The 23,537-nt window shown below is 63.7% G+C and carries 21 protein-coding genes; 11 read left to right on the top strand and 10 right to left on the bottom strand.

Annotated features, from left to right (window positions below; translation table 11 throughout):
* The first annotated feature begins 41 nt into the window (after window positions 1-41).
* The gene (locus O3297_RS26340) at window positions 42-461 is read left to right on the top strand and encodes a F0F1 ATP synthase subunit epsilon (protein ID WP_034752707.1); all 420 of its coding nucleotides are present in this window, start codon (window positions 42-44) and stop codon (window positions 459-461) included.
* Window positions 462-518: 57 nt separating this feature from the next.
* Here the strand turns inward: O3297_RS26340 and rsgA are convergent, their stop codons facing one another.
* The 7 genes from rsgA to O3297_RS26305 all read right to left on the bottom strand — a co-directional run bounded on the left by rsgA (window position 519) and on the right by O3297_RS26305 (window position 6,034).
* Window positions 519-1,583 (bottom strand): ribosome small subunit-dependent GTPase A, encoded by a 1,065-nt coding sequence (gene rsgA, locus O3297_RS26335; protein ID WP_305050872.1) that lies wholly within the window; start codon window positions 1,581-1,583, stop codon window positions 519-521.
* A 356-nt stretch (window positions 1,584-1,939) separates the two neighbouring features.
* The gene (locus O3297_RS26330) at window positions 1,940-2,494 is read right to left on the bottom strand and encodes a hypothetical protein (RefSeq protein WP_305050871.1); all 555 of its coding nucleotides are present in this window, start codon (window positions 2,492-2,494) and stop codon (window positions 1,940-1,942) included.
* A gap of 64 nt (window positions 2,495-2,558) precedes the next feature.
* A complete protein-coding gene (gene speD, locus O3297_RS26325; RefSeq protein WP_099389714.1) occupies window positions 2,559-2,930 on the bottom strand; it encodes an adenosylmethionine decarboxylase in 372 nt (123 codons plus the stop codon).
* 2 nt (window positions 2,931-2,932) lie between these two features.
* A complete protein-coding gene (locus tag O3297_RS26320) occupies window positions 2,933-3,103 on the bottom strand; it encodes a hypothetical protein (RefSeq protein WP_157814714.1) in 171 nt (56 codons plus the stop codon).
* The gene (locus tag O3297_RS26315) at window positions 3,100-4,563 is read right to left on the bottom strand and encodes a DUF4178 domain-containing protein (protein WP_305050870.1); all 1,464 of its coding nucleotides are present in this window, start codon (window positions 4,561-4,563) and stop codon (window positions 3,100-3,102) included. Before O3297_RS26315 ends, O3297_RS26320 begins: the two co-directional genes overlap by 4 nt.
* 10 nt (window positions 4,564-4,573) lie before the next feature.
* On the bottom strand, window positions 4,574-5,620 hold the full coding sequence (locus tag O3297_RS26310; RefSeq protein WP_305050869.1) for an SPFH domain-containing protein: 1,047 nt from the start codon (window positions 5,618-5,620) through the stop codon (window positions 4,574-4,576).
* A gap of 27 nt (window positions 5,621-5,647) precedes the next feature.
* The gene (locus O3297_RS26305) at window positions 5,648-6,034 is read right to left on the bottom strand and encodes a DUF350 domain-containing protein (protein ID WP_034783828.1); all 387 of its coding nucleotides are present in this window, start codon (window positions 6,032-6,034) and stop codon (window positions 5,648-5,650) included.
* 59 nt (window positions 6,035-6,093) lie between these two features.
* Here O3297_RS26305 and O3297_RS26300 point away from each other — a divergent pair, with 59 nt between their 5' ends.
* Together O3297_RS26300 and O3297_RS26295 are read left to right on the top strand one after the other, a co-directional pair.
* The gene (locus O3297_RS26300; RefSeq protein ID WP_070258319.1) at window positions 6,094-7,605 is read left to right on the top strand and encodes a polyamine aminopropyltransferase; all 1,512 of its coding nucleotides are present in this window, start codon (window positions 6,094-6,096) and stop codon (window positions 7,603-7,605) included.
* Window positions 7,605-9,236 (top strand): NAD(P)/FAD-dependent oxidoreductase, encoded by a 1,632-nt coding sequence (locus tag O3297_RS26295; RefSeq protein ID WP_305050867.1) that lies wholly within the window; start codon window positions 7,605-7,607, stop codon window positions 9,234-9,236. Before O3297_RS26300 ends, O3297_RS26295 begins: the two co-directional genes overlap by 1 nt.
* Before the next feature lie 61 nt (window positions 9,237-9,297).
* Here the strand turns inward: O3297_RS26295 and mmsB are convergent, their stop codons facing one another.
* From mmsB to chvE, 3 genes are all read right to left on the bottom strand, one after another.
* The gene (gene mmsB, locus O3297_RS26290) at window positions 9,298-10,509 is read right to left on the bottom strand and encodes a multiple monosaccharide ABC transporter permease (RefSeq protein ID WP_034783824.1); all 1,212 of its coding nucleotides are present in this window, start codon (window positions 10,507-10,509) and stop codon (window positions 9,298-9,300) included.
* The gene (mmsA, locus tag O3297_RS26285) at window positions 10,499-12,040 is read right to left on the bottom strand and encodes a multiple monosaccharide ABC transporter ATP-binding protein (protein WP_305050866.1); all 1,542 of its coding nucleotides are present in this window, start codon (window positions 12,038-12,040) and stop codon (window positions 10,499-10,501) included. The genes mmsB and mmsA overlap by 11 nt, the downstream gene beginning before the upstream one ends.
* 113 nt (window positions 12,041-12,153) lie before the next feature.
* Window positions 12,154-13,176 carry a multiple monosaccharide ABC transporter substrate-binding protein gene (gene chvE, locus O3297_RS26280; protein WP_223278970.1) on the bottom strand — a complete coding sequence of 341 codons (1,023 nt, stop codon included), beginning with the start codon at window positions 13,174-13,176 and terminating at the stop codon, window positions 12,154-12,156.
* 429 nt (window positions 13,177-13,605) lie between these two features.
* Here chvE and O3297_RS26275 point away from each other — a divergent pair, with 429 nt between their 5' ends.
* The 8 genes from O3297_RS26275 (at window position 13,606) to O3297_RS26240 (ending at window position 23,454) form a co-directional block, all read left to right on the top strand.
* Window positions 13,606-14,763 carry a fumarylacetoacetate hydrolase family protein gene (locus O3297_RS26275; RefSeq protein ID WP_305050864.1) on the top strand — a complete coding sequence of 386 codons (1,158 nt, stop codon included), beginning with the start codon at window positions 13,606-13,608 and terminating at the stop codon, window positions 14,761-14,763.
* A gap of 28 nt (window positions 14,764-14,791) precedes the next feature.
* Window positions 14,792-15,559 (top strand): SDR family NAD(P)-dependent oxidoreductase, encoded by a 768-nt coding sequence (locus O3297_RS26270; protein ID WP_305050863.1) that lies wholly within the window; start codon window positions 14,792-14,794, stop codon window positions 15,557-15,559.
* Complete coding sequence (locus O3297_RS26265; protein ID WP_305050862.1) at window positions 15,556-17,343, top strand: IlvD/Edd family dehydratase; 1,788 nt, start codon at window positions 15,556-15,558, stop codon at window positions 17,341-17,343. The genes O3297_RS26270 and O3297_RS26265 overlap by 4 nt, the downstream gene beginning before the upstream one ends.
* A gap of 153 nt (window positions 17,344-17,496) precedes the next feature.
* Complete coding sequence (gene xylF / locus O3297_RS26260; protein WP_099389834.1) at window positions 17,497-18,471, top strand: D-xylose ABC transporter substrate-binding protein; 975 nt, start codon at window positions 17,497-17,499, stop codon at window positions 18,469-18,471.
* A gap of 120 nt (window positions 18,472-18,591) precedes the next feature.
* Window positions 18,592-20,163 (top strand): D-xylose ABC transporter ATP-binding protein, encoded by a 1,572-nt coding sequence (xylG, locus tag O3297_RS26255; protein ID WP_151092015.1) that lies wholly within the window; start codon window positions 18,592-18,594, stop codon window positions 20,161-20,163.
* Window positions 20,160-21,302 carry a sugar ABC transporter permease gene (locus O3297_RS26250; protein ID WP_151092017.1) on the top strand — a complete coding sequence of 381 codons (1,143 nt, stop codon included), beginning with the start codon at window positions 20,160-20,162 and terminating at the stop codon, window positions 21,300-21,302. The genes xylG and O3297_RS26250 overlap by 4 nt, the downstream gene beginning before the upstream one ends.
* Before the next feature lie 188 nt (window positions 21,303-21,490).
* The gene (locus tag O3297_RS26245; protein WP_034783809.1) at window positions 21,491-22,690 is read left to right on the top strand and encodes a DNA-binding transcriptional regulator; all 1,200 of its coding nucleotides are present in this window, start codon (window positions 21,491-21,493) and stop codon (window positions 22,688-22,690) included.
* On the top strand, window positions 22,687-23,454 hold the full coding sequence (locus tag O3297_RS26240) for a hypothetical protein (protein ID WP_305050859.1): 768 nt from the start codon (window positions 22,687-22,689) through the stop codon (window positions 23,452-23,454). The genes O3297_RS26245 and O3297_RS26240 overlap by 4 nt, the downstream gene beginning before the upstream one ends.
* Window positions 23,455-23,537 lie beyond the last annotated feature (83 nt).

Raw genomic sequence — 23,537 nt, 5'->3', positions numbered from 1 at the left:
GCCGCTTACACGGCGGGGTTCTTCAACCCGATAGGACACACATGGCACACACAATTCACGTTGACGTGGTTTCCGCTGAAGAACTGATTTTTTCAGGCGAAGCAGAATTCGTCGCGTTGCCGGGTGAACAGGGCGAGCTGGGTATCTACCCACGCCACACGCCTTTGATTACCCGCATCCGTCCGGGCGCGGTCCGCATCAAGGTAGTCGGCCAGGCTGAAGAAGAGTTCGTCTTCGTTGCCGGCGGCCTGCTGGAAGTGCAACCGGATACCGTGACCGTCCTGGCCGATACCGCGATCCGCGGTCACGACCTCGACGAAGCGAAAGCGCTGGAAGCGAAGAAGTTGGCGGAAGAAAATATCCACAACAAGGATTCGGGCATCGACTACGCGCAAGCGCAAGCCGAGCTGGCCAGCGCGATCGCGCAGCTGGCAGCGATCCAGAAGCTGCGCAAGATGTAATCCATCTGCGCCGCACAAGAAAGGCAGCCTGCGGGCTGCCTTTTTTTTCAGCAAAAATTAGCGGCGCTTGTCCTTTCCCCTTTCCAGTCCCGCCTTCAATATCGTCTTCCACTTGGCGCGCGCGGCAATGCGTTCGAGCGGCGTTTCCTCGCTGCGGCGCGCGTCGCGCAGCAGCTTGTGATAATTACGCAGGCGGTCCCCATCGACGGCGCCGCGCACAGCGCAACCGGGCTCGCTGGCATGCTGGCAATCGCGGAACTGGCATGTCGCTGCCAGCGCCGCGATATCGTCGAACGTGGCAGCCAGCGTTTCCGCATCGGCGTCCGCGCGCCAGCTGCGCAAGCCCGGCGTGTCGATGATGCAGGCGCCGCTGGCGCACAGGTGCAGCGAGCGTGCCGTCGTCGTGTGCCGGCCACGGCCGTCGCCATGGCGCACGCCGTTGGTTGCCTGCTGCGCCGCAGCCAGGGTGTTGGTCAGGCTGGACTTGCCCGCGCCCGATGAACCGAGCAGTACCAGGGTCTGGCCGGCGTCCAGCCAGGGTTCCAGGATGGCCACGTCATACGCATGGCGCGTATCGATGGCAAACAGCGGCACGTGGGACGGCAGGCGCTGTTTGAGCTGCGCCAGCTTGCCCGGCACGTCATCGGCCACGTCGGCCTTGCTCAGCACCACCACGGGGCTGACCTGGGCCGCCAGCACGATGGCCAGATAGCGTTCCAGCCGGCGCGGGTTGAAGTCTTCGTCCAGTCCCATCACCAGCAGGGCCGTATCGACATTGCTGGCGAGCACTTGCCGCCGGCCGTCATTGCCGCGCCGGCCGATCTGCGTGACCGGGGATAAGTGCGCCGTTATCCACAGCATGCCGTAACCATCGTGTTCGGCGACAACCCAGTCGCCAACGGCAAGGATGGTGTCCTGCGCCTGCAGCTCGTGCAGCAGGCGTGGCAGGACCTGCGCCCCGTGTTCCAGGATGCCGTCGTGCACACCGATGCTGTCGCGGTGCACGGCGCTCACGCGCAGCAGCTGCGCGGCGGGGGAAGAGATGTCGAGTTGGGTGGCTGCGCTGGCGATGGCCTGCTGCAGCCCGATAAGGCGTAGTTGCGCAAAATCGAATGTGATCATGGTAGCGTGATTCCAGATTCTGTCGTCCGCGTGCGGACGTGAAGCCTGCGCGTGCAGGCACCGCCAGTCGCCATGACTGGCACGAAAGAAGAGGGAAGTCGGCTACGCGATCACGCGTATGGGGAAGGGCGAGCTAAGGGTGTTAGCGGGGAAAACAGTGAAAACAGTGATCAGGCAGCCGACAGCACGGCAGTATCCGAATGGCGCATGTTGTCTACTCCTGAGGTGTGATGGAAAACGCCAGTGTGCCAGCGGCGCGCGCCGCCGTCAATCGACGGTGTGGCTCAGCTGCACATGCCGTAGGTCGGATTAGTCCGCAGGGCGTAATCCGACACATTGTTGGCGCGATTGTTGAATTAGCTGCACATGCCGTAAGCGCTGCGTTCGGGGAAATAGCGGTAGGTAAACGTGCGCACCGGGTAGCGTTTGCCGGCGACGAGCATGTCGGGCATGGACAGGTCGAAACGCTGCGGCAGCTGGCGCGGCAGTTGCAGGCGCAGCCGCCACTGGGTTTCCTTGCTGTTGCCGACGGCGGCAAACATGATGGGCAGCTTTTCGATGACGTCGACGATTTCCGCCTTCTGGTTCATGCCGCGCTGGTAGATGGTCAGCACTTTCGCCTCGGCGAACGGCTGCTGTTTCGGCTCTTCCAGCAGGAAGGACAGGCGCGTGAAACTGGCTTGCGTGCCGACGGGTAAAGTAAAAATCAGTGCCAGTTCCGTGCCGCCTTCCTTCAGCGTGACGGGTGGTGTGGCATACACGCTGATACCGCGCGGCAGCTCGAAGCGCGAACCCTCCGTCCACGTCTTGCACTCGGGCGTGGTGGCCTGGTACAGGCTGGGCGTCGTGTAGTCATCGCAGGCGGAAACCAGCAGCAGCAGGGGCAGGGCAAGGAGGGCGGAACGGCGCATGGGAGTCACGGTTGGGGGAATGAGCCGACAGTGTAAGCGATCCCCACGCGATCCACCAGCGGGCCTAGGCTTGCCCAGGCGGCGCGCGGCGCACGGATTGCAGCTGGCAGTGCGCCGCCTGCAAGGCATCCTTGATGGCATCGAGCGCCAGTTGCGGCCGGGCCGCGCCGCACATGAAGATATCGACGGCGGCAAAGCCGCATTCCGGCCAGGTGTGGATGGAGATGTGCGATTCAGCCAGCAGCACCACGCCGGTGACGCCCTGGCCTGCGCCAAAGCTGTGGAAATGGCTGTGCAGCACCTGCGCGCCAGCCGTGATGGCAGCGTCGCGCAGCAGGCGCTCGAGCGCGGCGCCGTCGCGCAGGCGTGCCGGCGCGATGCCCGACAAATCGGCCAGCAAGTGGGTGCCCAGGGGCAGATGCGGTGTGGCAGCCATGCTTATTTGTGGCTGCCGCCGCTGGAGCCGCCGCCATAGCTGCCGCCGCCGCTGCCCGTGCGCGAACTCCAGCTGCTGCCGCTGCTGCTGCCGGCCACCTTGAACATGCGCACCCAGTTGGCGGCCGTGACACTGAAGGTCACCATCAGGGCATAGATCACGTATTTACTCATGGGGGATTCTTTGCATTCTTGTCGAGAAAAGCGGCAGGCAGGAACAGCGCCAGGCAGCCCAGCAAACTCCACATCAAGGTGCTGGAGAACGAGACAAACATGGGAATCGCATTCAAGACCAGCACGATGATGATGAAGACCTTGGCGATGCCGCGATGGCTCAGCTGGATATTCTGCACTTTGTCGCCGCCATGGAAGGCGCTGCCGAACCAGGCGGCCATCTGGTCATAGGCGACGGGCACGGAGCGCGACCAGGTCATTTCCTCGCCGGTGAGCTCCGCCGCCAGCTTGGTCTGCCCCTGCTCGAATTCAAACACGCGCGTGCTGTCGCCGACGGCCACCTTCCAGTTGAAGGCGCCCGCCGCATACACGACCTGCGAGCCGTAGTCATATAGTTTGCGGTAGGTGGCGCCATCGAGCGTGCAGGTATCGGCGTCCAGCGACGCCCAGTTGGGCCAGTTCGGCAGCACGTTCGAGCGCGACCAGCCATCGTCCGTCTCCACCAGCCAGAAGAAGCCGGCGCGCGCGTTGTACAGCAGGTATTCATTCCACTCGCTGCCTTCGTCGTCGGCGCGGCGCATCATGCCGATCACCGTGAAGTCCACATTGCTGATCTTCGCGCTGGCGCCCAGCTCCAGCGTGATGTCGGCGTTGTCGTGCACCTGCTTGCCGATGGCCAGCACCTGCGCTTCCGGGCCGCTGGCGTCGAGCTGCGCATGGCAGGCGGGACACACCAGCTGCGCCGCCGCGCCGGGTACATAGCCGATGCCGCTGCCGCAGGACGGGCAGTCGAGCGCGTCGAGCTTGCCGCGGTACTTGCCGGCGCTCCTGGCGATGGCGTCGTCGTCGCGCAGCAGCTGGCACTGCAAGCCCTCCAGGGTGACGGCAACGCCCTGGTAGACGACGGGTTGCGGGCCATCCGTGTAGTCGAGCGTGACAAAGCTGGCGTAGTTGCGGAAGTCCGCCACCTGGATGCGCCAGCCGGCGCCCACCTTGAACGGCAATTCTCCCTGGCCGGCGATGCATTCGGCGCTGCGGATCTCGGCCGCCGTGTACGGTTCGCCGCAGATCGTGTAGCGCCTGCCCGGCGTCAGCTCGGCAAAGGCGGGCAGCGCGTCTTGCGTGCTGCGTACGCGCGTCAGCGTGTACAGGCCGGACGAGTCGCCCAGCCACGCCGTGCTGGCGTCGTCGAACAGCAGATACCACTCGTTCCACGTGCCGGCGCTGTAGCGCTGCTGGATGCGGCCGACGACGGTGAAGTGCACGCCATCGTGCACGCCGGCCGTGCCGACCTGGATCGGCGAGTAATCCTCGAGGACGGCCGACATCTTGCCCACGTCCTTGACGGAATCGGCGTCCTTGAGGATGGTGCTGTGGCAGTACTCGCACACGGCGAGCACGGAAGCGTGCGAGCGGAAGTGGACTTCCGCGCCGCAGCTGGGACAGGAAACAGTTTGCATGCAGTCGCGTTTAGCCGATCAGTTTTTTCAGCAGTTCAGCCTTGGCGCCGTCGTAGTCGGCCGGCGAGATGAGCCCCTTGTCGAGTAGACCCTTGAGTTTTTCCAGGCGCGCCTCGATCGGTTCTTCCGCAGGGGCCGGTGGCGCCGCAGGCGGCGCGGCCGGGGCAGGCGTCGGCTGCTGTAGCGCTCCGCCCATGCTTTGCGCCATCACCTGGCCGATCGACAGCCCGGCGCCCAGTCCCGCGCCGATGCCGGCCATGCCGCCTTCGTTTTGCGCCGCCAGCGGGATCGCATTGGCCACCTGGAATTTCGTGTAGCCGCTCATCTTGTCGGCGCCCAGGCCGCCCTTCATGCCGGCCGAGATGCGCTCGTCCAGCGCCGCCTGCAATTCCTCGGGCAGGCTGATGCTGGCCACATTGAATTCATCGAGACCCACGCCATAGCGTGCAAAGGCCTGCGCCAGGCCATCCTTGACCTCTTGCGCCATCAGCGCCTGGTTGGCCGCCATGTCGAGGAAGGGGACATTCGCGCCGCCCAGCGAGCTGGCCATGCTCGACATCAGAATGCCGCGCAATTGATCTTCGACCTCGTCGCGCGTATAGACTTCGCGCGTGCCGCTGATCTCGGTGAAGAAGGTGCGGGCGTTGGCGATGCGGTACGAGTACATGCCGAAGGCGCGCACGCGGATCATGTCGAAATCCTTGTCGCGGATGGTGATCGGCTGCGGCGTGCCCCATTTGCGGCCAGTCTGCACGCGCGTGCTGAAGTAATACACGTCCGACTTGAAGGGCGAATCGAACAGCTTGTCCCAGTTTTTCAGGTTGGTCAGCAACGGCAAGGTCTGCGTCGTCAGCTTGTGCGTGCCGGGACCGAAGACATCGGCGATCTTGCCTTCATTGACGAAGACGGCCACCTGCGATTCGCGCACATTCAGGATGGCGCCGTTCTGGATCTCGAAATCCTGCATGGGAAAACGCCAGGCCAGTACGCCTTCCGTTTCTTCGTTCCACTGCAGTACGTCGATAAACTGCTTCTTGATAAAGCTGCCGAGGCTCATGATGGTGTCCTTGAATGAGGTAAAACGTCAGGAAATGCAGGCGGCGTTGATGGCGCCGATCGACAGGGAAATGGCGGCCAGCAGGCCGCCGAAGGCGCTGTTGTTCGATTCGATCTGGTCTTTCGACATGCGCAGCAGGCGCGTGGTGACCACATAGGCGAGCAATTGCACCACCATGGCGCCAAAGGCCCAGGCGAAGAACTGCTGGTAGTCGGCTGTGTGCATCAGGGACGAGGCGATGGTGGCGGAAAAGCCCAGCATGGCGCCGCCCAGCGACAGGGCCGCCGCCTGGTTGCCCTGGCGGATCAGCAGCACTTCGTTATACGGCGTGACGCGCGTGTAGATGATAAAAAATACAATCAGCAGCCCGGCGGCCAGTAAAAGATGGATCAGATAGTTTAGGATGGCGGGCACGGCATTCCTCACAATGAGTATTTGATAACGTCAACGCATATTAGAACAAAAAAAGTCCAATGAACAAAAAGATTCTGATTTTGTCCGTCTTCGTGGTCGCTTCCTGCGGCCTCGCGTATGAGCTGATTGCCGGCGCCATGTCCAGCTACCTGCTCGGCGACTCCATCCTGCAGTTTTCCACCATCATTGGCTGCTACCTGTTCGCGATGGGTGTGGGCGCTCACTTTTCCAAGTATGTAAAGGACGACGATGTGCTTTCGCGCTTCGTCGACATCGAACTGGCCGTGGGCTTGATCGGTGGCCTGTCGGCGGCCATCCTGTTCATGACCTTTTCGTGGATGGCCGCGCCATTTCGCACCTTATTGTATGTGATGGTGTTCCTGATCGGCGCACTGGTCGGCATGGAAGTGCCGCTGGTGATGCGCGCCCTGAACACGCGCCAGACGGAATTTTCTGAACTGGTCAGCCGCGTGCTGACATTCGATTACCTGGGCGCGCTGGCCGTGTCCCTGCTGTTCCCGCTGGTGCTGTCGCCGTACCTGGGTCTGGTGCGCACGGGCTTCCTGTTCGGCATGCTGAATGTGGGCGTGGGCCTGTGGAGCATTTATGTGTTCCGCGCCGAGCTGAAAAATCTCACAGGACGTTTGCTGCGCGCCTGTGCCGTGATGCTGTTGCTGATCGCCGGCTTTGCCATGTCGGACCGCATGGTGGCCTGGGGCGAACACGGGCTGTTCGGCGACCAGATCGTGTATTCCACCACCACGCCCTACCAGCGCCTGGTGATCACGCGCTGGAAGGACGATACGCGGCTGTACATCAATGGCAACCTGCAGTTTTCCTCGCGCGACGAGTACCGCTACCACGAAGCGCTGGTGCACCCCGTGCTGGAAGCGTTGCCGTGGGCGCGCCGCGTGCTGGTGCTGGGCGGCGGCGATGGCCTGGCCCTGCGCGAAATCCTGCGTTATCCACAGATCGAACACGTCACCGTCGTCGACCTCGACCCTGCCATGACGGCCGCGTTTACCACGCGCCCGGAACTGGCAAAGCTGAATAACAAGTCGTTCTCGGACAAGCGGGTTACCGTCGTCAATGCCGATGCCGCCGTCTGGCTGCGCAACAACGGCGACATGTTCGACGCGGCCATCGTCGATTTCCCCGACCCGTCCAGTTTCGCGCTCGGTAAACTGTATTCGGTGCCGTTCTACGACCTGGTGAAAAAGCACCTGGCGGCCAAGGGCCTGATGGTGGTGCAATCGACGTCGCCCTTCTTTGCGCCGCACGCTTACTGGACCATCAATTCGACCCTGCGCGAAGTGGGCATGCGCACCTGGCCCTATCACGCCTACGTGCCCTCGTTCGGCGAATGGGGTTTTATCCTGGCCTCGCCCCAGCTCGACTACAAACCGCCCACCAGCTATCGTCTGCCGATGCGCTACCTGAATGCGGACACCACGCGCGAGATGTTCATCTTCCCGCCCGACATGCAGCCGCTGCCCATGGCGCCGAATCGCTTGAATACCCAGTCGCTCGTGCATGAATTCGAGCAGGACTGGAACCGGGTGATCCGCTGATGCAGCGCCGCTCCTTCATGCTGTGGGCTGCCGGCGGCACGGCAGCGGCAGCCGCTGGCATCGGCAGCATCGCCGCGTATCTGCGCTGGCAGGAAATTACGCCCAAGGTGCTGTATCCGGGCCGCAGCGAGGGGCATTACTTGCGCAAGCTGCTGCGCGAGCGCACGGCGCTGCCGGCGCCTTCGGCAACCGTCACCACGGATGTCGCCATCCTCGGCTCCGGCATCGCCGGCCTGACGGCGGCCTGGCGCTTGAATAAACTGGGGCACAAGGATTTCCTCATGATCGATGGGCCGCAGCCGTATGGCAACGCGGCCGGCGGGCAGTTCGGCGACCTGGCCTATCCGACCGGCGGCCATTACCTGCCGCTGCCTTCGCCCGAATCGACCCATGTGCGCGAGATCCTGTTCGATTTGGGGATCATCCAGCGCGATCCGCAGGCGGAAAAGCCGACTTACGACGAGCGCTACATCCTGCACGCGCCGGAAGAGCGCCTGTTGTTCAACGGTCACTGGCAGGCTGGCTTCATTCCCACCGAAGGCGTTTCCGCCGAAGAACTGGCGCAGCACGAGCGCTTCTTTGCCGACGTGCGGCGCCTGCGCCAGGCGCATGGCAACGATGGCAAGCGCGTCTTCGTTTTTCCTACCGTGGAGTCGTCGCAAGACCCGGCCTGGCAGGCGCTCGACACCATCACCTTGAAGCAGTGGATGGAGCGCGAAGGCTATACCTCGCCCACCCTGCACTGGTATTTGAATTACTGCTGCCGCGACGACTACGGCACGCGCTACGACCAGGTCTCGGCCTGGGCGGGCCTGCATTACTACTGCAGCCGCTGGGGACAGGCGGCCAATGCCGGCAATGGCGCGTGGCTGACCTGGCCGGGCGGCATGCAACCGGTCGCCACGGCCATGGAGCAGGCCTCAGGTGTCAAACGTCATGCGGGCACCGTGGTTTCCGTGCGGACGACGGAGCAGGGCGTGGAGGCGCTGTGCCTGGAACTGGTCGACGGCCAGCCGCGCACTTACCTGGTCAAGGCGCGCAAGGCCATCTGCGCCATGCCTTTGTTCGTGGCCGCGCGCGTGGTGAACAATATCGCCGAGTATGGCTTTGACGCGCAGCGCGATACGCCCGCGTATGCGCCGTGGCTGGTGGCGAATTTTTTACTGAAACGCTTTCCCGACGAACTGCCGCATGCGCCGCTATGCTGGGACAACGTGGTGTACCAGGAACCGGGCCTCGGCTATGTCGTCTCCACGCACCAGGATATCCGCGTGCGTCCGCCCGAGAAAACCGTCTTCAGCGCCTATGTTGCCCTGTCCGACCGCACGCCGCAGGAAGCGCGCAAGTGGTTAGATGTGGCCACGCCCGAGCAATTGCTCGCGCTGGCCAGCGTCGATTTGAAGACGGCGTATGGACGCGATTTTGCCAGCTGCGTCGAACGGGTCGACATCACCGTGCGCGGCCACGCCATGGCCGCACCGTTGCCGGGATTTCGCAGCAATGCGGGGCTGAAGGCGCTGCGCGAACACGACGGCGCCATCCTGTTTGCGCATGCGGATCTGTCGGGCTTTTCCGTGTTCGAGGAAGCGGCGTGGTGGGGTGACAGGGCGGCGCGCCTGGCCTCCACATGAGGATATCAATGAAAAAGGCCGGCGCAAGCGCCGGCCAGAGCCCCCTAAGGCTCGAACCGGTCTACTTGTTCTTGTTGATCACGTCGATGAAGACGGCCGCCAGCAGCACCAGGCCCTTGATCACTTGCTGGTAATCGATGCCGATGCCCATGATGGACATGCCGTTGTTCATCACGCCCATGATGAAGGCGCCGATCACGGCCCCCATCACCTTGCCCACGCCGCCCGAAGCCGAGGCGCCGCCGATGAAGCAGGCGGCGATCACGTCCAGCTCGAAACCCGTGCCGGCCTTTGGCGTGGCCGTGTTCAGGCGCGCCGCGAAGATCAGGCCGGCCAGCGCGGCCAGCATGCCCATGTTGACGAAGGTGTAGAAGCTGACCCGTTCCGTCTTGATGCCGGACAGGCGCGCCGCCTTCTCGTTGCCGCCCACGGCATATACGCGCCGGCCCAGCACGGTGCGGTTGGTAATGAAGGTGTAGGCGACGATGAGCAGCGACATCACGGCCAGCACGTTGGGAAAGCCGCGGTACGACGCCAGCAGGTAGCTGAAATACACCATCACGGCGGCGAAGATGGCGTTTTTCAGCAGGAAGAAGGCGCGCGGTTCGTTTTCCATGCCGTGCTTCAGTTGCTTGGCGCGGCTGCGCAGCGAAGTGATAATCAGCGCCGCGGCGGCGATCACGCCCAGCAGCAATGACAGGCCGCGCAGGTTTTCGCCGCCGAACGGGTCGGGCAGGAAGCCCGAACTGAGCATCTGGAAGCCTTCCGGGAAGGGACCGACCGACTGGCCCGCCAGCAGGGCCAGGGTCAGGCCCTTGAACACCAGCATGCCGGCCAGGGTGACGATGAAGGACGGAATTTTAAAGAAGGCGACAAAATAGCCTTGCGCGCCGCCGATGACGGCGCCGGCCAGCAGGCAGATGATGCTGGCGGCGACAAAATTCATGTTGTAGTTGACGATCAGGACGGCCGCCAGCGCGCCGACGAAGCCGACCACCGAGCCGACGGACAAATCGATATGGCCGGCCACGATGACCATCAGCATGCCCAGCGCCATGATGACGATGTAGCTGTTTTGCAGCACCAGGTTCGTCAGGTTGAGCGGCTGCATCAGGGTGCCGTCGGTCATGTACTGGAAAAAGCCCATGATGACGATCAGGGAAAGCAGCATGCCGTAGTCGCGCATATTGTTCTTCAAAAAGCCGGCATAGCTTTTCGCTTGCGGCGCCGCGGCTGGCGTTGCTGGCGCGCCTGCTGTCAATTTATTGTCCATTGTTTTCTCCGTGTGTAACGATCGCGCGCATGATGCGTTCCTGCGATGCTTCTGCCGCGCTCAGTTCTGCCGCGAAGCGGCCTTCGTTCATGACATAGATCCGGTCGCACATGCCCAGCAATTCAGGCATTTCCGAGGAAATCATGATGATGCATTTGCCTTCGGCGGCCAGCTCGCTGATGATGCTGTAGATCTCGTACTTGGCGCCCACGTCGATGCCGCGGCTCGGTTCATCGAGGATCAGGATGTCGGGGCGCGAAAACAGCCATTTCGCCAGCACCACTTTCTGCTGGTTGCCGCCGGACAGGTTGACCACCTTCTGCGCCACGCTCGAGCAACGGGTCTTGAGCTTGCGGCGGAATTCCTCGGCCACGCCGAATTCACGCTGCTCGTCGATCACCATGTGCTTTGAAATCGCGTCCAGGTTGGCCAGGCTGGTGTTCTTCTGGATGTCTTCCTCGAGGATCAGGCCCAGGCCCTTGCGGTCTTCCGTGACATACGCGAGGCCGTGGGCGATCGCCTTGCCGATGCTGCTGACGTCGATTTCCTGGCCATTCTTGAGCACCGTGCCGCTGATGCGCTGGCCGTAGGCGCGGCCGAAAATGCTCATCGCCAGTTCCGTGCGCCCGGAGCCCATCAAGCCGGCGATGCCGATGATCTCGCCCTTTTTGGCATGCATGTTGATGCCCTTGATGACGGGGCGGTCGGCATGCTCGGGATGGAACACGCGCCAGTCGCGCACTTCGAAAATGGTCTCGCCGATGGTGGGCGTGCGCGGCGGATAGCGGTCGGCCATCTCGCGCCCGACCATTTTTTCGATGATGCGGTCTTCGCTGACGGGCTCCATGCGGCAGTCGAAACTGTCGACCGTGTTCCCGTCGCGCAGCACCGTGATGGCATCGGCGACCCGTGAAATTTCATTGAGCTTGTGCGAGATCAGGATCGAGGCGATGCCCTGGGCTTTCAGGCCCAGCAGCAGGTCGAGCAGGGCCGCGCTGTCGCTTTCGTTCAGGCTGGCCGTCGGCTCGTCAAGGATCAGCAGCTTGACGTCCTTGCACAGCGCCTTGGCGATTTCGATCAGCTGCTGCTTGCCCACGCCCAGGTTGGTGATCAGGGTGTCGGGGGACTCTTTCAGGCCCACTTTGTGCAGCAGTTCGCGCGTCTTCGCTTGCGCGTATTCCCAGTCGATGACGCCCATGTGGGCCGGCTCGTTGCCGAGGAAGATATTCTCGGCGATCGACAACTGGGGCACCAGCGCCAGTTCCTGGTGGATGATGATGATGCCGATTTCTTCGCTGTCCTTGATGCCGCGGAAGTGCCGCGTCTGGCCCAGGTAATCGATGTCGCCCGTATAGCTGCCATGGCCGTAGACGCCGCTCAGCACTTTCATCAGTGTGGATTTGCCGGCGCCGTTTTCGCCGACGATGGCGTGGATCTCGCCGCTGCGTACCCGCAGGTTGACATTGTCGAGCGCAACGACGCCCGGGAATGTTTTGCGTATCCCGCGCATTTCCAGGATAGTGTTCGTCATATAACCTCTCTGGCACGGCCGCGCTGGTCGGCATCGGTCGTGCGGCAGTCTTGTTCTTGATCGTGCATGAAGCGAAAGGCCCGGCAGCGCCGGGCCTTCAGTACCTTGGATGCTTATTTCACTTGCGCTTCCGTGTAGTAGCCGCTGCCGGTGACGAGCACCTGCTTCCAGTTCGCCTTGTCGACGGTGACGGGTTTGAGCAGATAGGACGGCACGACTTTCACGCCGTTGTTATAGGTCTTGGTATCGTTGACGGTCGGCGTCTTGCCGCTCATCATCGCGTCGACCATGTTCGCCGTCACCTTGGCCAGTTCGCGCGTGTCCTTGAACACGGTCGATGCCTGTTCGCCGCGGATGATGGATTTCACCGAGGGGATTTCCGCATCCTGGCCCGTCACGACGGGGAAGGGCTGTTTCGGCGTGCCATAGCCGACGCCCTTGAGCGACGACAGGATGCCGATGCTCAAGCCGTCATACGGCGACAGCACCGCGTCGACGCGCGCATTGCCGTAGTAGGCGCTGAGCAGGTTGTCCATGCGCGCCTGCGCCACGGCGCCATCCCAGCGCAGGGTGGCGACCTTTTCCATGCCCATCTGCTTCGAGCGCACCACCAGCTTGCCGCTGTCGATGTACGGTTTCAGCACCGACAGCGCGCCGTTGTAGAAGAAGTGCGCGTTGTTGTCGTCGGCCGAGCCGCCGAACAGTTCAATGTTGAACGGACCCTTGCCTTCCTTGAGTTTCAGCGCCGATTCGATATAGCCCGCTTGCAGCACACCGACCTGGAAGTTGTCGAAGGTGGCGTAGTAATCGATATTTTTCGTACCGCGGATCAAACGGTCATACGAGATGACCTTGATGCCCTTGTCGGCCGCCTTTTGCAGCACGTTCGACAAGGTGGTGCCGTCGATGGCGGCGATCACCAGCACCTTGGCGCCCTTGGTGATCATGTTTTCCACCTGCGCCAGCTGGTTCGGGATATCGTCGTCGGCAAACTGCAAGTCCGTCTTATAGCCGCGCTCCTTGAATACCTTGACCATGTTGTCGCCATCGGCGATCCAGCGCATGGACGACTTGGTTGGCATCGAGATGCCGATCGCGCCCTTGTCGGCGGCGCTTGCCACGGGCATTACCGCCATGCCGGAGATGGCCAGCGCCAGGCTCGCGGTCAGCATTTTCATTGTTGTTTTCATTTCAGGTCTCCACCGTCTTCGATAGTTGAATGTGCCAGGGCCGTCGTCCAGTGGGCGGGCTCCGTGCGGATGGCCGATTGCAGGCCACGGCTGATACTAGTTTGTCCATCCATCCCTCACCAATCACTTTTTTCGCATTGGCGATATCCAAAACGGTATCGATAAGCCAATTGATGCAATGCGCCATTGCGCGCCTTCCCGCCTGCTGGCAGGGCGGAAACGGGGGCCGGTCGGCGGCTTTTTTTGGTGCACTGCAATACCAATAATCATCATTCAATTTGGTGATTTTCGTAATTGCGGCGACACAGGGCGGCGCGCAGAATCGGTCCGAACTTGAAGACCAGCCATCCCGTCACGACCTTTTGAAAGCATGCCATGCAGCCGATTTCTCCCGCCTCCCTGTTGCCCGCCGACCTGGCGCAGGCCCTCCTCATCGGCCGCATCTGGCGTGACGGCCCCTGCGTCGTCGCCGTGCGTGGCGGCGAGGTGGTCGACATCACGCAGACGGTGGCGACGGTGGCCGAGCTGTTCGAGCGCAGCGATGCGCTCGATATCGCCCGCCATGCACCCGGAATCGCGCTTGGCTCCGTGCAGGCGCTGCTGGAGCAGGCGCTGGCCGCACCGGCAGGCGAGCTGCTGCTGGCGCCGTGCGACCTGCAGGCAGTCAAGGCCTGCGGCGTGACCTTTGCCGTCAGCCTGCTCGAACGGGTGATCGAGGAACAGGCGGGCGGCGACGCGGCGCGCGCGGCGAGCTTGCGCGCTGCACTGCAAATGACCCTGGGCGGTGATTTGTCGGCGTTGAAGCCCGGCTCGGACGCGGCGCAGCGCCTGAAACAGCAGCTGCAGCAGCGCGGCGCCTGGTCGCAATACATGGAAGTGGGCATCGGCCCCGATGCGGAAGTGTTTACCAAGGCGCAGCCGATGTCGTCGGTGGGCTGCGGCGCGCAGGTGGGCTTGCTGCCATCGTCCGCCTGGAACAACCCGGAGCCGGAGATCGTTCTGGCCGTCAACAGCCGCGGCGAGGTGCTGGGGGCGACCTTGGGCAACGACGTCAACCTGCGCGACATCGAAGGGCGCAGCGCCCTCTTGCTGGGCAAGGCCAAGGACAACAACGGTTCCTGCGCCATCGGCCCCTTCATCCGCCTGTTCGACGAACACTTCACGCTCGACACCGTACGCCAGGCGGAAGTGTCGCTGCTGATCGAGGGCGTGGACGACGGCTTTGTGCTCGAAGGAGCCAGCTTCATGCGCGAGATCAGCCGCGACCCGCTGGACCTGGTGCGCCAGACGGCAGGCCAGTACCACCAGTACCCGGACGGTTTCATGCTGTTCCTGGGGACCATGTTCTCGCCCGTGAAGGACCGCGGCGCGCAGGGCGGCGGCTTTACGCACCACCTGGGTGACCGCGTCACCATCGCCAGCGCCGCGCTGGGCGCGCTGGTCAACGAAGTGCAGCGCTGCGATGCGATTGCCCCCTGGACGTTCGGCGTGCGCGCGCTGTACCGGAGCCTGGCGCAGCGCGGCCTGATCTGATTTCCCAATTCCTATAACGAGAGACACCATGCAACATGCAATCTATCCCAGCCTGGCAGGTCAGCGCGTCGTCATCACGGGCGGCGGCACCGGCATCGGCGTGGCCATCGTCGAAGCGTTCGCGCGCCAGGGCGCCCACGTCACCTTTCTCGATATCGCCCGCGAGGCGTCGCTGGCGCTGCAGCAAAAGCTGGCCGACCTGCCGCAGCCGCCCGTTTTCCGTTATTGCGACCTGACGGACCTGGGCGCCCTGGCCGCCACCTTCGCCGAGATTGAACACAGCGCGGGCGCCACGGATATCCTCATCAACAACGCGGCCAATGACGACCGCCACCAGTTGCAGGACGTCACGCCCGCCTACTGGGACGAGCGCATCGCGGTCAACCTGCGCCACCAGTATTTCTGCGCTCAGGCAGTGGCGCCGGCCATGCGCGCCAAGGGCAGCGGCGTGATCCTCAACCTGGGTTCGATTTCCTGGCACCTGGCGCAAGCGAGGCTGTCGATCTACATGACGGCGAAAGCCGGTATCGAGGGCTTGACGCGCGGCCTGGCGCGCGACCTGGGTGTCGACGGCATCCGCGTCAATTGCATCATTCCCGGCGCCGTGCGCACGCCGCGCCAAGAGCGGCTGTGGCATACGCCGGAGGCGGAAGCCGTGATCCTGCAGGGACAATGCCTGCAACTGCGCGTGGAGCCGGAAGACGTGGCGGCGCTGGCGCTGTTCCTCGCGTCGGACAACGCGGCCAAGTGCGCCGGACGCGAATACTACGTCGACGCAGGCTGGTACGGCGCATGAACATTCCGGCCCAACCCCAGGCGCGGCGCTTCCGCTCGCAGGACTGGTTCGACAATCCCGACCATATCGACATGACGGCGCTGTACCTGGAGCGCTTCATGAACTACGGCATCACGGCAGAGGAGCTGCGTTCGGGCCGGCCCATCATCGGCATTGCGCAAAGCGGCAGCGATATCAGCCCGTGCAACCGCATCCACCTGGAACTGGCCCAGCGTGTGCGCGACGGCATCCGCGACGCGGGCGGCATCCCGATGGAATTCCCGCTGCATCCGATCTTTGAAAACTGCCGCCGTCCCACCGCCGCGCTGGACCGCAACCTGGCATATCTGGGCCTGGTGGAAATCCTGCATGGCTACCCGATCGACGCCGTGGTGCTGACGACGGGCTGCGACAAGACGACGCCGGCGCAATTGATGGCCGCCGCCACGGTGGACATTCCCGCCATCGTGCTGTCGGGCGGCCCCATGCTCGACGGCTGGATGGACGGTGAATTGGTGGGTTCCGGCGCCGCCATCTGGAAAGGCCGCCGCCAGCTGTCCGCCGGCTTGATCGACAACGACAAATTCCTGCAGATCGCTGCCGCCTCGGCGCCGTCGGCCGGCCACTGCAACACCATGGGCACGGCATCGACCATGAATGCGCTGGCCGAGGCGCTGGGCATGTCCCTGACGGGCTGCTCGGCCATCCCCGCGCCGTACCGCGAGCGGGGCCAGATCGCCTATGAAACGGGGCGCCGCATCGTCGGCATGGCGCATGACGACGTGCGCCCGTCGAGCATCCTCACGCGCGAGGCGTTTTTGGACGCGATCATCGTCAACGCGGCCATCGGCGGCTCCACCAACGCCCAGCCGCACCTGATGGCCATGGCGCGCCATGCAGGCGTGGCATTGCACTCGAGCGACTGGATGGCGCACGGCTACGATGTGCCCCTGCTGTTGAACATGCAGCCGGCCGGGAAGTATCTGGGCGAACGCTTCCACCGGGCCGGCGGCGTGCCGGCCGTGATGTGGGAGCTGCAGCAGGCGGGCTTGCTGCATGCCGAGCGGCCCACCGTCACGGGACAGAGCATGGCGCTAAACCTGGCGGGCCGTGAAAGCGCGGACCGCGAGATGATCCGCCCGTTTGCCGCGCCATTGAAGGAAAAGGCCGGTTTCATGGCCTTGCAGGGCAACTTGTTCGATTTTGCCATCATGAAGACCAGCGTGATCTCGCCCGCTTTCCGCGAGCGCTACCTGTCGCGTCCCGGCAGCGAAGGCGTGTTCGAAGCGCGCGCCATCGTCTTTGACGGTTCTGCCGATTACCACGCGCGCATCAATGACCCGGCGCTCAATATCGACGACAGCTGCATGCTGGTCATGCGCGGCGCAGGTCCCGTGGGCTGGCCCGGTTCGGCCGAAGTGGTCAACATGCAGCCGCCCGATGCGCTCCTCAAGGCCGGTATTTTGAATCTGCCGACCCTGGGCGACGGGCGCCAGTCGGGCACTTCGGACAGCCCGTCGATCCTGAACGCGTCGCCGGAAAGCGCCGTGGGTGGCGGCCTGGCGCTGCTGCGCACGGGCGACATCATCCGCGTGGACTTGAGCGCGGGCCGGTGCGACATGCTGGTCGATGCTGACGAACTGGCGCGCCGCGCCACGGCGCTGCCGCCGCCTGTCAACGACAGCGCCACGCCGTGGCAGGAAATCTACCGCGCCAGCGTGGGCCAGCTGGAAACGGGCGCCTGCATGGAGCTGGCGCTGAAATACCGCGCCGTGGGCCAGACCCTGCCGCGCCACAACCATTAGCAGGCAGGTCGGGGTAGGTCGGGTTAGCGCTCCGCGCGTAACCCGACACCACCACAGACATAAAATTTTTCAGCAGTACCCCGTAGTGAAAAAACGTTGTTAATAAAATCCACAAGGAGACACACAATGAACAAGATCATCAGTGCAGCCATCATGACCGCCATGCTGGCATTGAGCAGCAGCGCCGCTCTGGCCGATGCGAAAAACCCGAAGATCGGCTTTTCCATCGACGATTTGCGCGTGGAACGCTGGACGCGCGACCGTGATTTCTTTATCGCCGCCGCCGAAAAGCAGGGCGCCAAAGTCTTCGTGCAGTCGGCCGACGCCAGCGAGCAGCGCCAGATTTCGCAGATCGAAAACCTGATCTCGCGCGGCGTCGACGTGCTGGTGATCGTGCCGTTCAACGCGACAGTGCTCAACAACACCGTCAAGGAAGCGAAAAAGGCCGGCATCAAGGTGCTGTCGTATGACCGCCTGATCCTGAATGCCGATATCGACGCGTATATCTCGTTCGACAACGAGAAAGTGGGCGAAATGCAGGCCGAGGGCGTGACCAAGCTGCAGCCGAAGGGCAATTACTACCTGCTGGGCGGCTCGCCGACCGACAACAACGCCAAGATGCTGCGCGAAGGCCAGATGAAGGTGCTCAAACCGTTCATCGACAAGGGTGACATCAAGATTGTCGGCCAGCAGTGGGTGAAGGACTGGAGCGCCACCGAAGCGCTGTCCATCGTGGAAAACGCGCTGACGGCCAACGGCAACAAGATCGACGCCATCGTCGCCTCGAACGACGGCACGGCCGGCGGCGCCATCCAGGCCCTGGCCGCGCAAAAGCTGGCCGGCAAGGTGCCGGTCTCGGGCCAGGACGCCGATCTGGCGGCGGTGAAACGCGTCATCGCCGGCACGCAATCGATGACCGTCTACAAACCCCTGAAAACCATCGCATCGGAAGCGGCCAAACTGGCCGTGCAACTGGCGCGCAATGAAAAGCCAGCCTACAACTCCAGCTATGACAACGGCCTGAAAAAGGTCAGCACGGTGCTGCTGAAGCCTACGCCGCTGACCAAGGCGAATGTGAACATTCTCGTCGACGATGGGTTCTATACCAAGGCGCAACTCGGTAATTGATCGCCTGTGTCATGTCGGGTTACGCGCCTTGCGCTAACCCGACCTACCCGTTTTTACCGGTAGGTCGGATTAGCGTAGCGTAATCCGACATTTTTCCCCGTATCAGCAACGAGAGCAAGAATGTCCGACTATCTGCTTGAAATGAAAGGCATCGTCAAACAGTTTGGCGGTGTCCGCGCGCTTGACGGCATCGACCTGCAGGTGCGGGCCGGCGAGTGCATCGGCCTGTGCGGCGAGAATGGTGCCGGCAAGTCGACCCTGATGAAGGTGCTGTCCGGCGTGTACCCGCACGGCACCTGGGAGGGCGACATCCTGTGGGATGGCCAGCCCCTGCGCGCGCAATCGATCCGCGACACGGAAGACGCGGGCATCATCATCATCCACCAGGAACTGATGCTGGTGCCGCAGCTGTCCGTGGCCGAGAATATCTTCATGGGCCGCGAGCTCACCCTGCCCGGCGGGCGCATGCATTACGCGGCCATGTACAAACGCGCCGACGAGCTGCTGCGCGAACTGAAAATTCCCGAACTGAACGTGGCGCAGCCCGTGATGAATTACGGCGGCGGCCACCAGCAACTGGTGGAAATCGCCAAGGCGCTCAACAAGAATGCGCGTTTGCTGATCCTCGACGAGCCGTCGTCGTCGCTGACGGCGTCGGAAATCGCCGTGCTGCTCGATATCCTGCGCGCACTGAAGGCCAAGGGCGTCACCTGCATCTATATTTCGCACAAGCTCGATGAAGTGGCGGCCATCTGCGACACCATCGTCGTCATCCGCGACGGCAAGCACATCGCCACCACGCCGATGGCGCAGATGAACGTCGAACGCATCATCGCGCAGATGGTGGGCCGCGAAATGAGCCAGCTGTATCCGCAGCGCGCGCAGCCGCCGGCCATTGGCGAGGTGCTGTTCGAGGCGCGCCACGTGACCTGCATCGATGCCGACAACCCGCAGCGCAAGCGGGTCGACGATGTGTCATTCACCCTGCGCAAGGGCGAGATCCTCGGCATCGCCGGCCTGGTGGGGGCGGGGCGCACGGAGCTCGTCTCGGCCCTGTTCGGCGCATATCAGGGGCCGTGCCAGGCCGAAGTGTGGCTCGATGGCCGCAAGATCGATACCCGCTCGCCGCAAAAGGCCATCGCCATGGGCTTGGCGATGGTGCCGGAAGACCGCAAGCACCACGGCATCGTGCCCGACCTCGACGTGGGGCAGAACATCACCCTGGCCGTGCTGGAAGAATTCGCGCACGCCACGCGCATCGATGGCGAGGCGGAATTGACGGCCGTGCGCGGCGAGATCGCCCAGCTGGAGCTGAAGGCGGCCAGCCCTTCGCTGCCCATTACGAGCCTGTCGGGCGGCAACCAGCAAAAGGCCGTGCTGGCCAAGATGCTGCTGACGCGCCCGCGCGTGCTGATCCTCGACGAACCTACGCGCGGCGTGGACGTGGGCGCCAAATATGAAATCTATAAATTGATGCTGGCGCTGGCCGACCGGGGCGTGGCCATCATCATGGTCTCGTCGGAACTGGCCGAAGTGCTGGGCGTGTCCGACCGCGTGCTGGTGATGGGCGAAGGCCGCCTGCGCGGCGACTTTATCAACGATGGCCTGAGCCAGGAAACCGTGCTGGCGGCGGCGCTGGACCAGCGTCCGGCACCCGCCGCCAACACCGCAAACAAGGAACCCGCAGCATGAAACCGCACAGTATCAAACAGCTGTTCACCCAATACAAGATGCTGGCCCTGCTGATCGCCGTGGCGCTGATCTGGGCCTTCTTTTCGTGGAAGACGGAGGGTAGTTTCCTCACGCCGCGCAACCTGTCGAACCTGCTGCGCCAGATGTCCGTCACCGGCATCCTCGCCTGCGGCATGGTGCTGGTGATTATCGCCGGCGAGATCGACCTGTCGATCGGCTCCCTGCTGGGGCTGCTCGGCGGCATCGCCGCCGTGCTGGACGTGACGCAGCACTGGCCGCTGGCCCTGAACCTGGCGGCCGTACTCGGCTGCGGCCTGGTGATCGGTTTGCTCAATGGCTACCTGACGGCCTACCGGGGCATCCCCTCCTTCATCGTGGGACTGGGCGGCATGCTGGCGTACCGCGGCATCCTGCTGGGCATCACGGGCGGCATCACGATCGCGCCCGTCTCCGAGCCGATGGTCTACCTGGGGCAGGGCTACCTGCCCGCTGTGCCCGGCATCGTGCTGGGCATCGGCCTGTTCCTGCTGGCCGCCTTCCTGACGTGGCGCGCGCGTGCCAGCCGCTCACAGCATGGCTTGCCGCAGACGGCGCCCTGGGCCGACGGCTTGCGCCTGGCCGTCATCGGCGCCGTGCTGTATGCCTTCGTGCAAACCCTGAACGGCTATGAAGGCATCCCGCTGCCCGTGCTGTTGCTGCTGGCCTTGCTGGGACTGTTCAGCTACATCACCAGCCAGACCGTGTTTGGCCGGCGCATCTACGCTGTCGGCAGCAATATGGAAGCGACGCGCCTGTCCGGCATCAACGTGAAAGCCGTCAAGCTGTGGATCTTCGGCATCATGGGCCTGATGTGCGCGCTGGCGGGCCTGATCAACACGGGCCGCCTGGCGGCCGGTTCGCCCTCGGCCGGCACCTTCAGCGAACTCGATGCGATTGCCGCCTGCTTCATCGGCGGCACCTCGATGCGCGGCGGCTCGGGCACCGTGTACGGCGCCCTGATCGGCGCGCTGGTGATGGCCAGCCTGGATAACGGCATGTCCATGCTGGACGTGGACACCTACTGGCAGATGATCGTAAAAGGCAGTATCCTCACCCTCGCCGTGTGGGTCGATGTCAGCACCCGGGCCGGACGCAGATAGCGTGGACCCTCGACAAACCTACTGCGCGCCCCACTATCGCCTCTGCGTTGCTCAGCGTACCTTTGTACGCTTGCGCTACTCAAGACGATATTGGACCGCTCGCTACGGTTTTTCGAGGTCCCGAAAGGCCTGACTACGTCGTGCGGCCAGAGATACTTCTTTGGCCGCCACATGGAGGAGACACCTGCATGAAACTGCCGACCGCGCACCGGATCGCGCTGCTGTTTAACGGGAATAAAATCTATGACCGCGACATCATCGCCGGCATTGCGGCGTATCTGAACACCACGCGCGTATCCTGGGACCTGTTCCTGGAAGAGGACTTCCGCTGCCGCCTGCCCGGCATCGAACGCTGGCAGGGCGACGGCATCATCGCCGATTTCGACGACCCGGCCGTCTGCGCGGCGCTGGCCAACAGCCACCTGCCGGTGGTGGCCGTCGGCGGCTCGTACGCAAAGGAGGAGGGCTATCCGGCCAATATTCCCTATGTGGCGACCGATAATTTCAAGATCGTCAAGCTGGCCTATGAACACCTGGTGGAAGCGGGATTGAGCCGCTTTGCCTGTTTCAGCCTGCCCGAGGCCGATGTCAACCGCTGGGCGCAGGAGCGCGAAACGGCATTTTGCGCCTTGATGGAGCGCGACCATATGCGCGCCGACGTGTACCGTGGCGTCGCCACCAGCGCGCCCTCGTGGGACGAAGCGGTGGAGCAGCAGATCGCCTGGCTCAACAGCCTGGAAAAACCCGTCGGCATCATCGCCGTCAGCGACGCGCGCGCGCGCCAGCTGCTGCAGGCATGCATGCATGCGGGGATCGCCGTGCCGGAGCAAGTGGCCCTGATCGGCATCGACAACGACCCGCTGGCGCGCATGCTCACGCGCATTCCATTGAGTTCCGTGATCCAGGGCACGGAGGAAATGGGCCGCACGGCGGCGCATTTGCTGCACCAGATGTTGAATGGCGCGCGCCTGTCCGGCACACGCATCCTCGTGCCGCCGGCCGGCCTGAACGTGCTCGCTTCCACGCGCCACCAGCCCTTCCAGCATCCACAGGTGATGCAGGCGCGCCACTTCATCCGCCAGTACGCCTGCCAGGGCATCAAGACGGAGCAGGTGGCCGATTACGTGGGGGTCTCGCGCTCCTCGCTCGAAGCGCACTTCCGCCACGAGCTGGGGCGTAGCGTGCACGATGAAATCCTGCATTTCAAGCTCGATGCGGCCAAGACCCTGCTGGCGCGCGGGCCGGGGCAGGTGGCCGAGGTGGCCGTGCGTTGCGGCTTTACCACGGTGCAGTACATGCATGCCGTCTTCAAGCGCGAACTCGGTTGCACGCCGCGCGAATTCCAGCAGCGCAGCCGGCCGCCGCCAGCGCCCGGGCCGGCGCCATGATGCATCTGCTGCGCAATGCGCGCGGCATGTGCGTGGCCATCGACGCGCACGATGCCAGCGTGCGGGCCTGGTGGGCGCCCGACCGCTATGGCCGTCTGGCCGATGTGCTGGGCGCGGTGCCCCCGGCGGCGCGTGCGTCCACGGGCTGGCAGGGCGCAGCGCCAAACGACGGCCACTTGCGGCTGCACCTGGCGCAAGATGGTCTGTCGGTGCGCCTGGCCTACCGGCTTGACGACGATGGCAGCCTGTACCTCGATTGCGATGCCACGGCCGAGGCGGCTTCCCGTTTCTCTCTTGCCGCGCCCCTGTTCAATCTGCAGGGTGGCCGTGCCGGCGTGGGCGACCATGTACTGCGCCTGGCCGCCGACCGCTACCGGCCCGGCGGCTGCGCGGGCGGCGCTCCGCTCGATGTGGCGGGCAGCGCATTCGACTTCCGTCACGCGGCGCCGCTCGCTTCGCGCCTGGCCTGGCCCGCGCTGGCGCAATCGCCGGGATTCCGGCATGACTTTTACTGGACGGGCAGCGGCCAGCTGCGCGAGGCGGCACGGGTTGCCGACCCCGCGTCGGGCCGGGTCTTGCGTTTTTCCAGCACCCAGGACAGCTGCCATCTGTATTCCGATGCGCGCTGTTTTTCCCTGCTGGCGCAGGGCGTGCAACTGCAGCCGGGAGAGGCGAGGCGCTTCAACCTTGCCTACCGTTTGGGCGTGCAGGATATCGATGCGTTTGACATATCCGAACCGGTATCAATGATGTCAAATAAGTGATTGGTCAGATATGCGGGGCAGTTCTACCATGGGGTAGTTTTTCCCTCATTTATTTTTGTCCTGACCGACGCTGCGAACCTGCC

The sequence above is a fragment of the Janthinobacterium sp. SUN128 genome (genome assembly GCF_030587275.1).
Classification (GTDB): domain Bacteria; phylum Pseudomonadota; class Gammaproteobacteria; order Burkholderiales; family Burkholderiaceae_D; genus Janthinobacterium; species Janthinobacterium lividum.
The sequence above is the reverse complement of the archived record's forward strand: the minus strand, read 5'-3'. Positions and strand labels throughout refer to the sequence as shown.

What these genes read in the sequence shown, in the direction of transcription:
- O3297_RS26340 (WP_034752707.1), top strand. Translation starts at nt 42, where the DNA reads ATGGCACACACAATTCACGTTGACGTGGTTTCCGCTGAAGAACTGATT.
- rsgA (WP_305050872.1), bottom strand. Translation starts at nt 1,583, where the DNA reads ATGATCACATTCGATTTTGCGCAACTACGCCTTATCGGGCTGCAGCAG.
- O3297_RS26330 (WP_305050871.1), bottom strand. Translation starts at nt 2,494, where the DNA reads ATGCGCCGTTCCGCCCTCCTTGCCCTGCCCCTGCTGCTGCTGGTTTCC.
- speD (WP_099389714.1), bottom strand. Translation starts at nt 2,930, where the DNA reads ATGGCTGCCACACCGCATCTGCCCCTGGGCACCCACTTGCTGGCCGAT.
- O3297_RS26320 (WP_157814714.1), bottom strand. Translation starts at nt 3,103, where the DNA reads ATGAGTAAATACGTGATCTATGCCCTGATGGTGACCTTCAGTGTCACG.
- O3297_RS26315 (WP_305050870.1), bottom strand. Translation starts at nt 4,563, where the DNA reads ATGCAAACTGTTTCCTGTCCCAGCTGCGGCGCGGAAGTCCACTTCCGC.
- O3297_RS26310 (WP_305050869.1), bottom strand. Translation starts at nt 5,620, where the DNA reads ATGAGCCTCGGCAGCTTTATCAAGAAGCAGTTTATCGACGTACTGCAG.
- O3297_RS26300 (WP_070258319.1), top strand. Translation starts at nt 6,094, where the DNA reads ATGAACAAAAAGATTCTGATTTTGTCCGTCTTCGTGGTCGCTTCCTGC.
- O3297_RS26295 (WP_305050867.1), top strand. Translation starts at nt 7,605, where the DNA reads ATGCAGCGCCGCTCCTTCATGCTGTGGGCTGCCGGCGGCACGGCAGCG.
- mmsB (WP_034783824.1), bottom strand. Translation starts at nt 10,509, where the DNA reads ATGGACAATAAATTGACAGCAGGCGCGCCAGCAACGCCAGCCGCGGCG.
- mmsA (WP_305050866.1), bottom strand. Translation starts at nt 12,040, where the DNA reads ATGACGAACACTATCCTGGAAATGCGCGGGATACGCAAAACATTCCCG.
- chvE (WP_223278970.1), bottom strand. Translation starts at nt 13,176, where the DNA reads ATGGCGGTAATGCCCGTGGCAAGCGCCGCCGACAAGGGCGCGATCGGC.
- O3297_RS26275 (WP_305050864.1), top strand. Translation starts at nt 13,606, where the DNA reads ATGCAGCCGATTTCTCCCGCCTCCCTGTTGCCCGCCGACCTGGCGCAG.
- O3297_RS26270 (WP_305050863.1), top strand. Translation starts at nt 14,792, where the DNA reads ATGCAACATGCAATCTATCCCAGCCTGGCAGGTCAGCGCGTCGTCATC.
- O3297_RS26265 (WP_305050862.1), top strand. Translation starts at nt 15,556, where the DNA reads ATGAACATTCCGGCCCAACCCCAGGCGCGGCGCTTCCGCTCGCAGGAC.
- xylF (WP_099389834.1), top strand. Translation starts at nt 17,497, where the DNA reads ATGACCGCCATGCTGGCATTGAGCAGCAGCGCCGCTCTGGCCGATGCG.
- xylG (WP_151092015.1), top strand. Translation starts at nt 18,592, where the DNA reads ATGTCCGACTATCTGCTTGAAATGAAAGGCATCGTCAAACAGTTTGGC.
- O3297_RS26250 (WP_151092017.1), top strand. Translation starts at nt 20,160, where the DNA reads ATGAAACCGCACAGTATCAAACAGCTGTTCACCCAATACAAGATGCTG.
- O3297_RS26245 (WP_034783809.1), top strand. Translation starts at nt 21,491, where the DNA reads ATGAAACTGCCGACCGCGCACCGGATCGCGCTGCTGTTTAACGGGAAT.
- O3297_RS26240 (WP_305050859.1), top strand. Translation starts at nt 22,687, where the DNA reads ATGATGCATCTGCTGCGCAATGCGCGCGGCATGTGCGTGGCCATCGAC.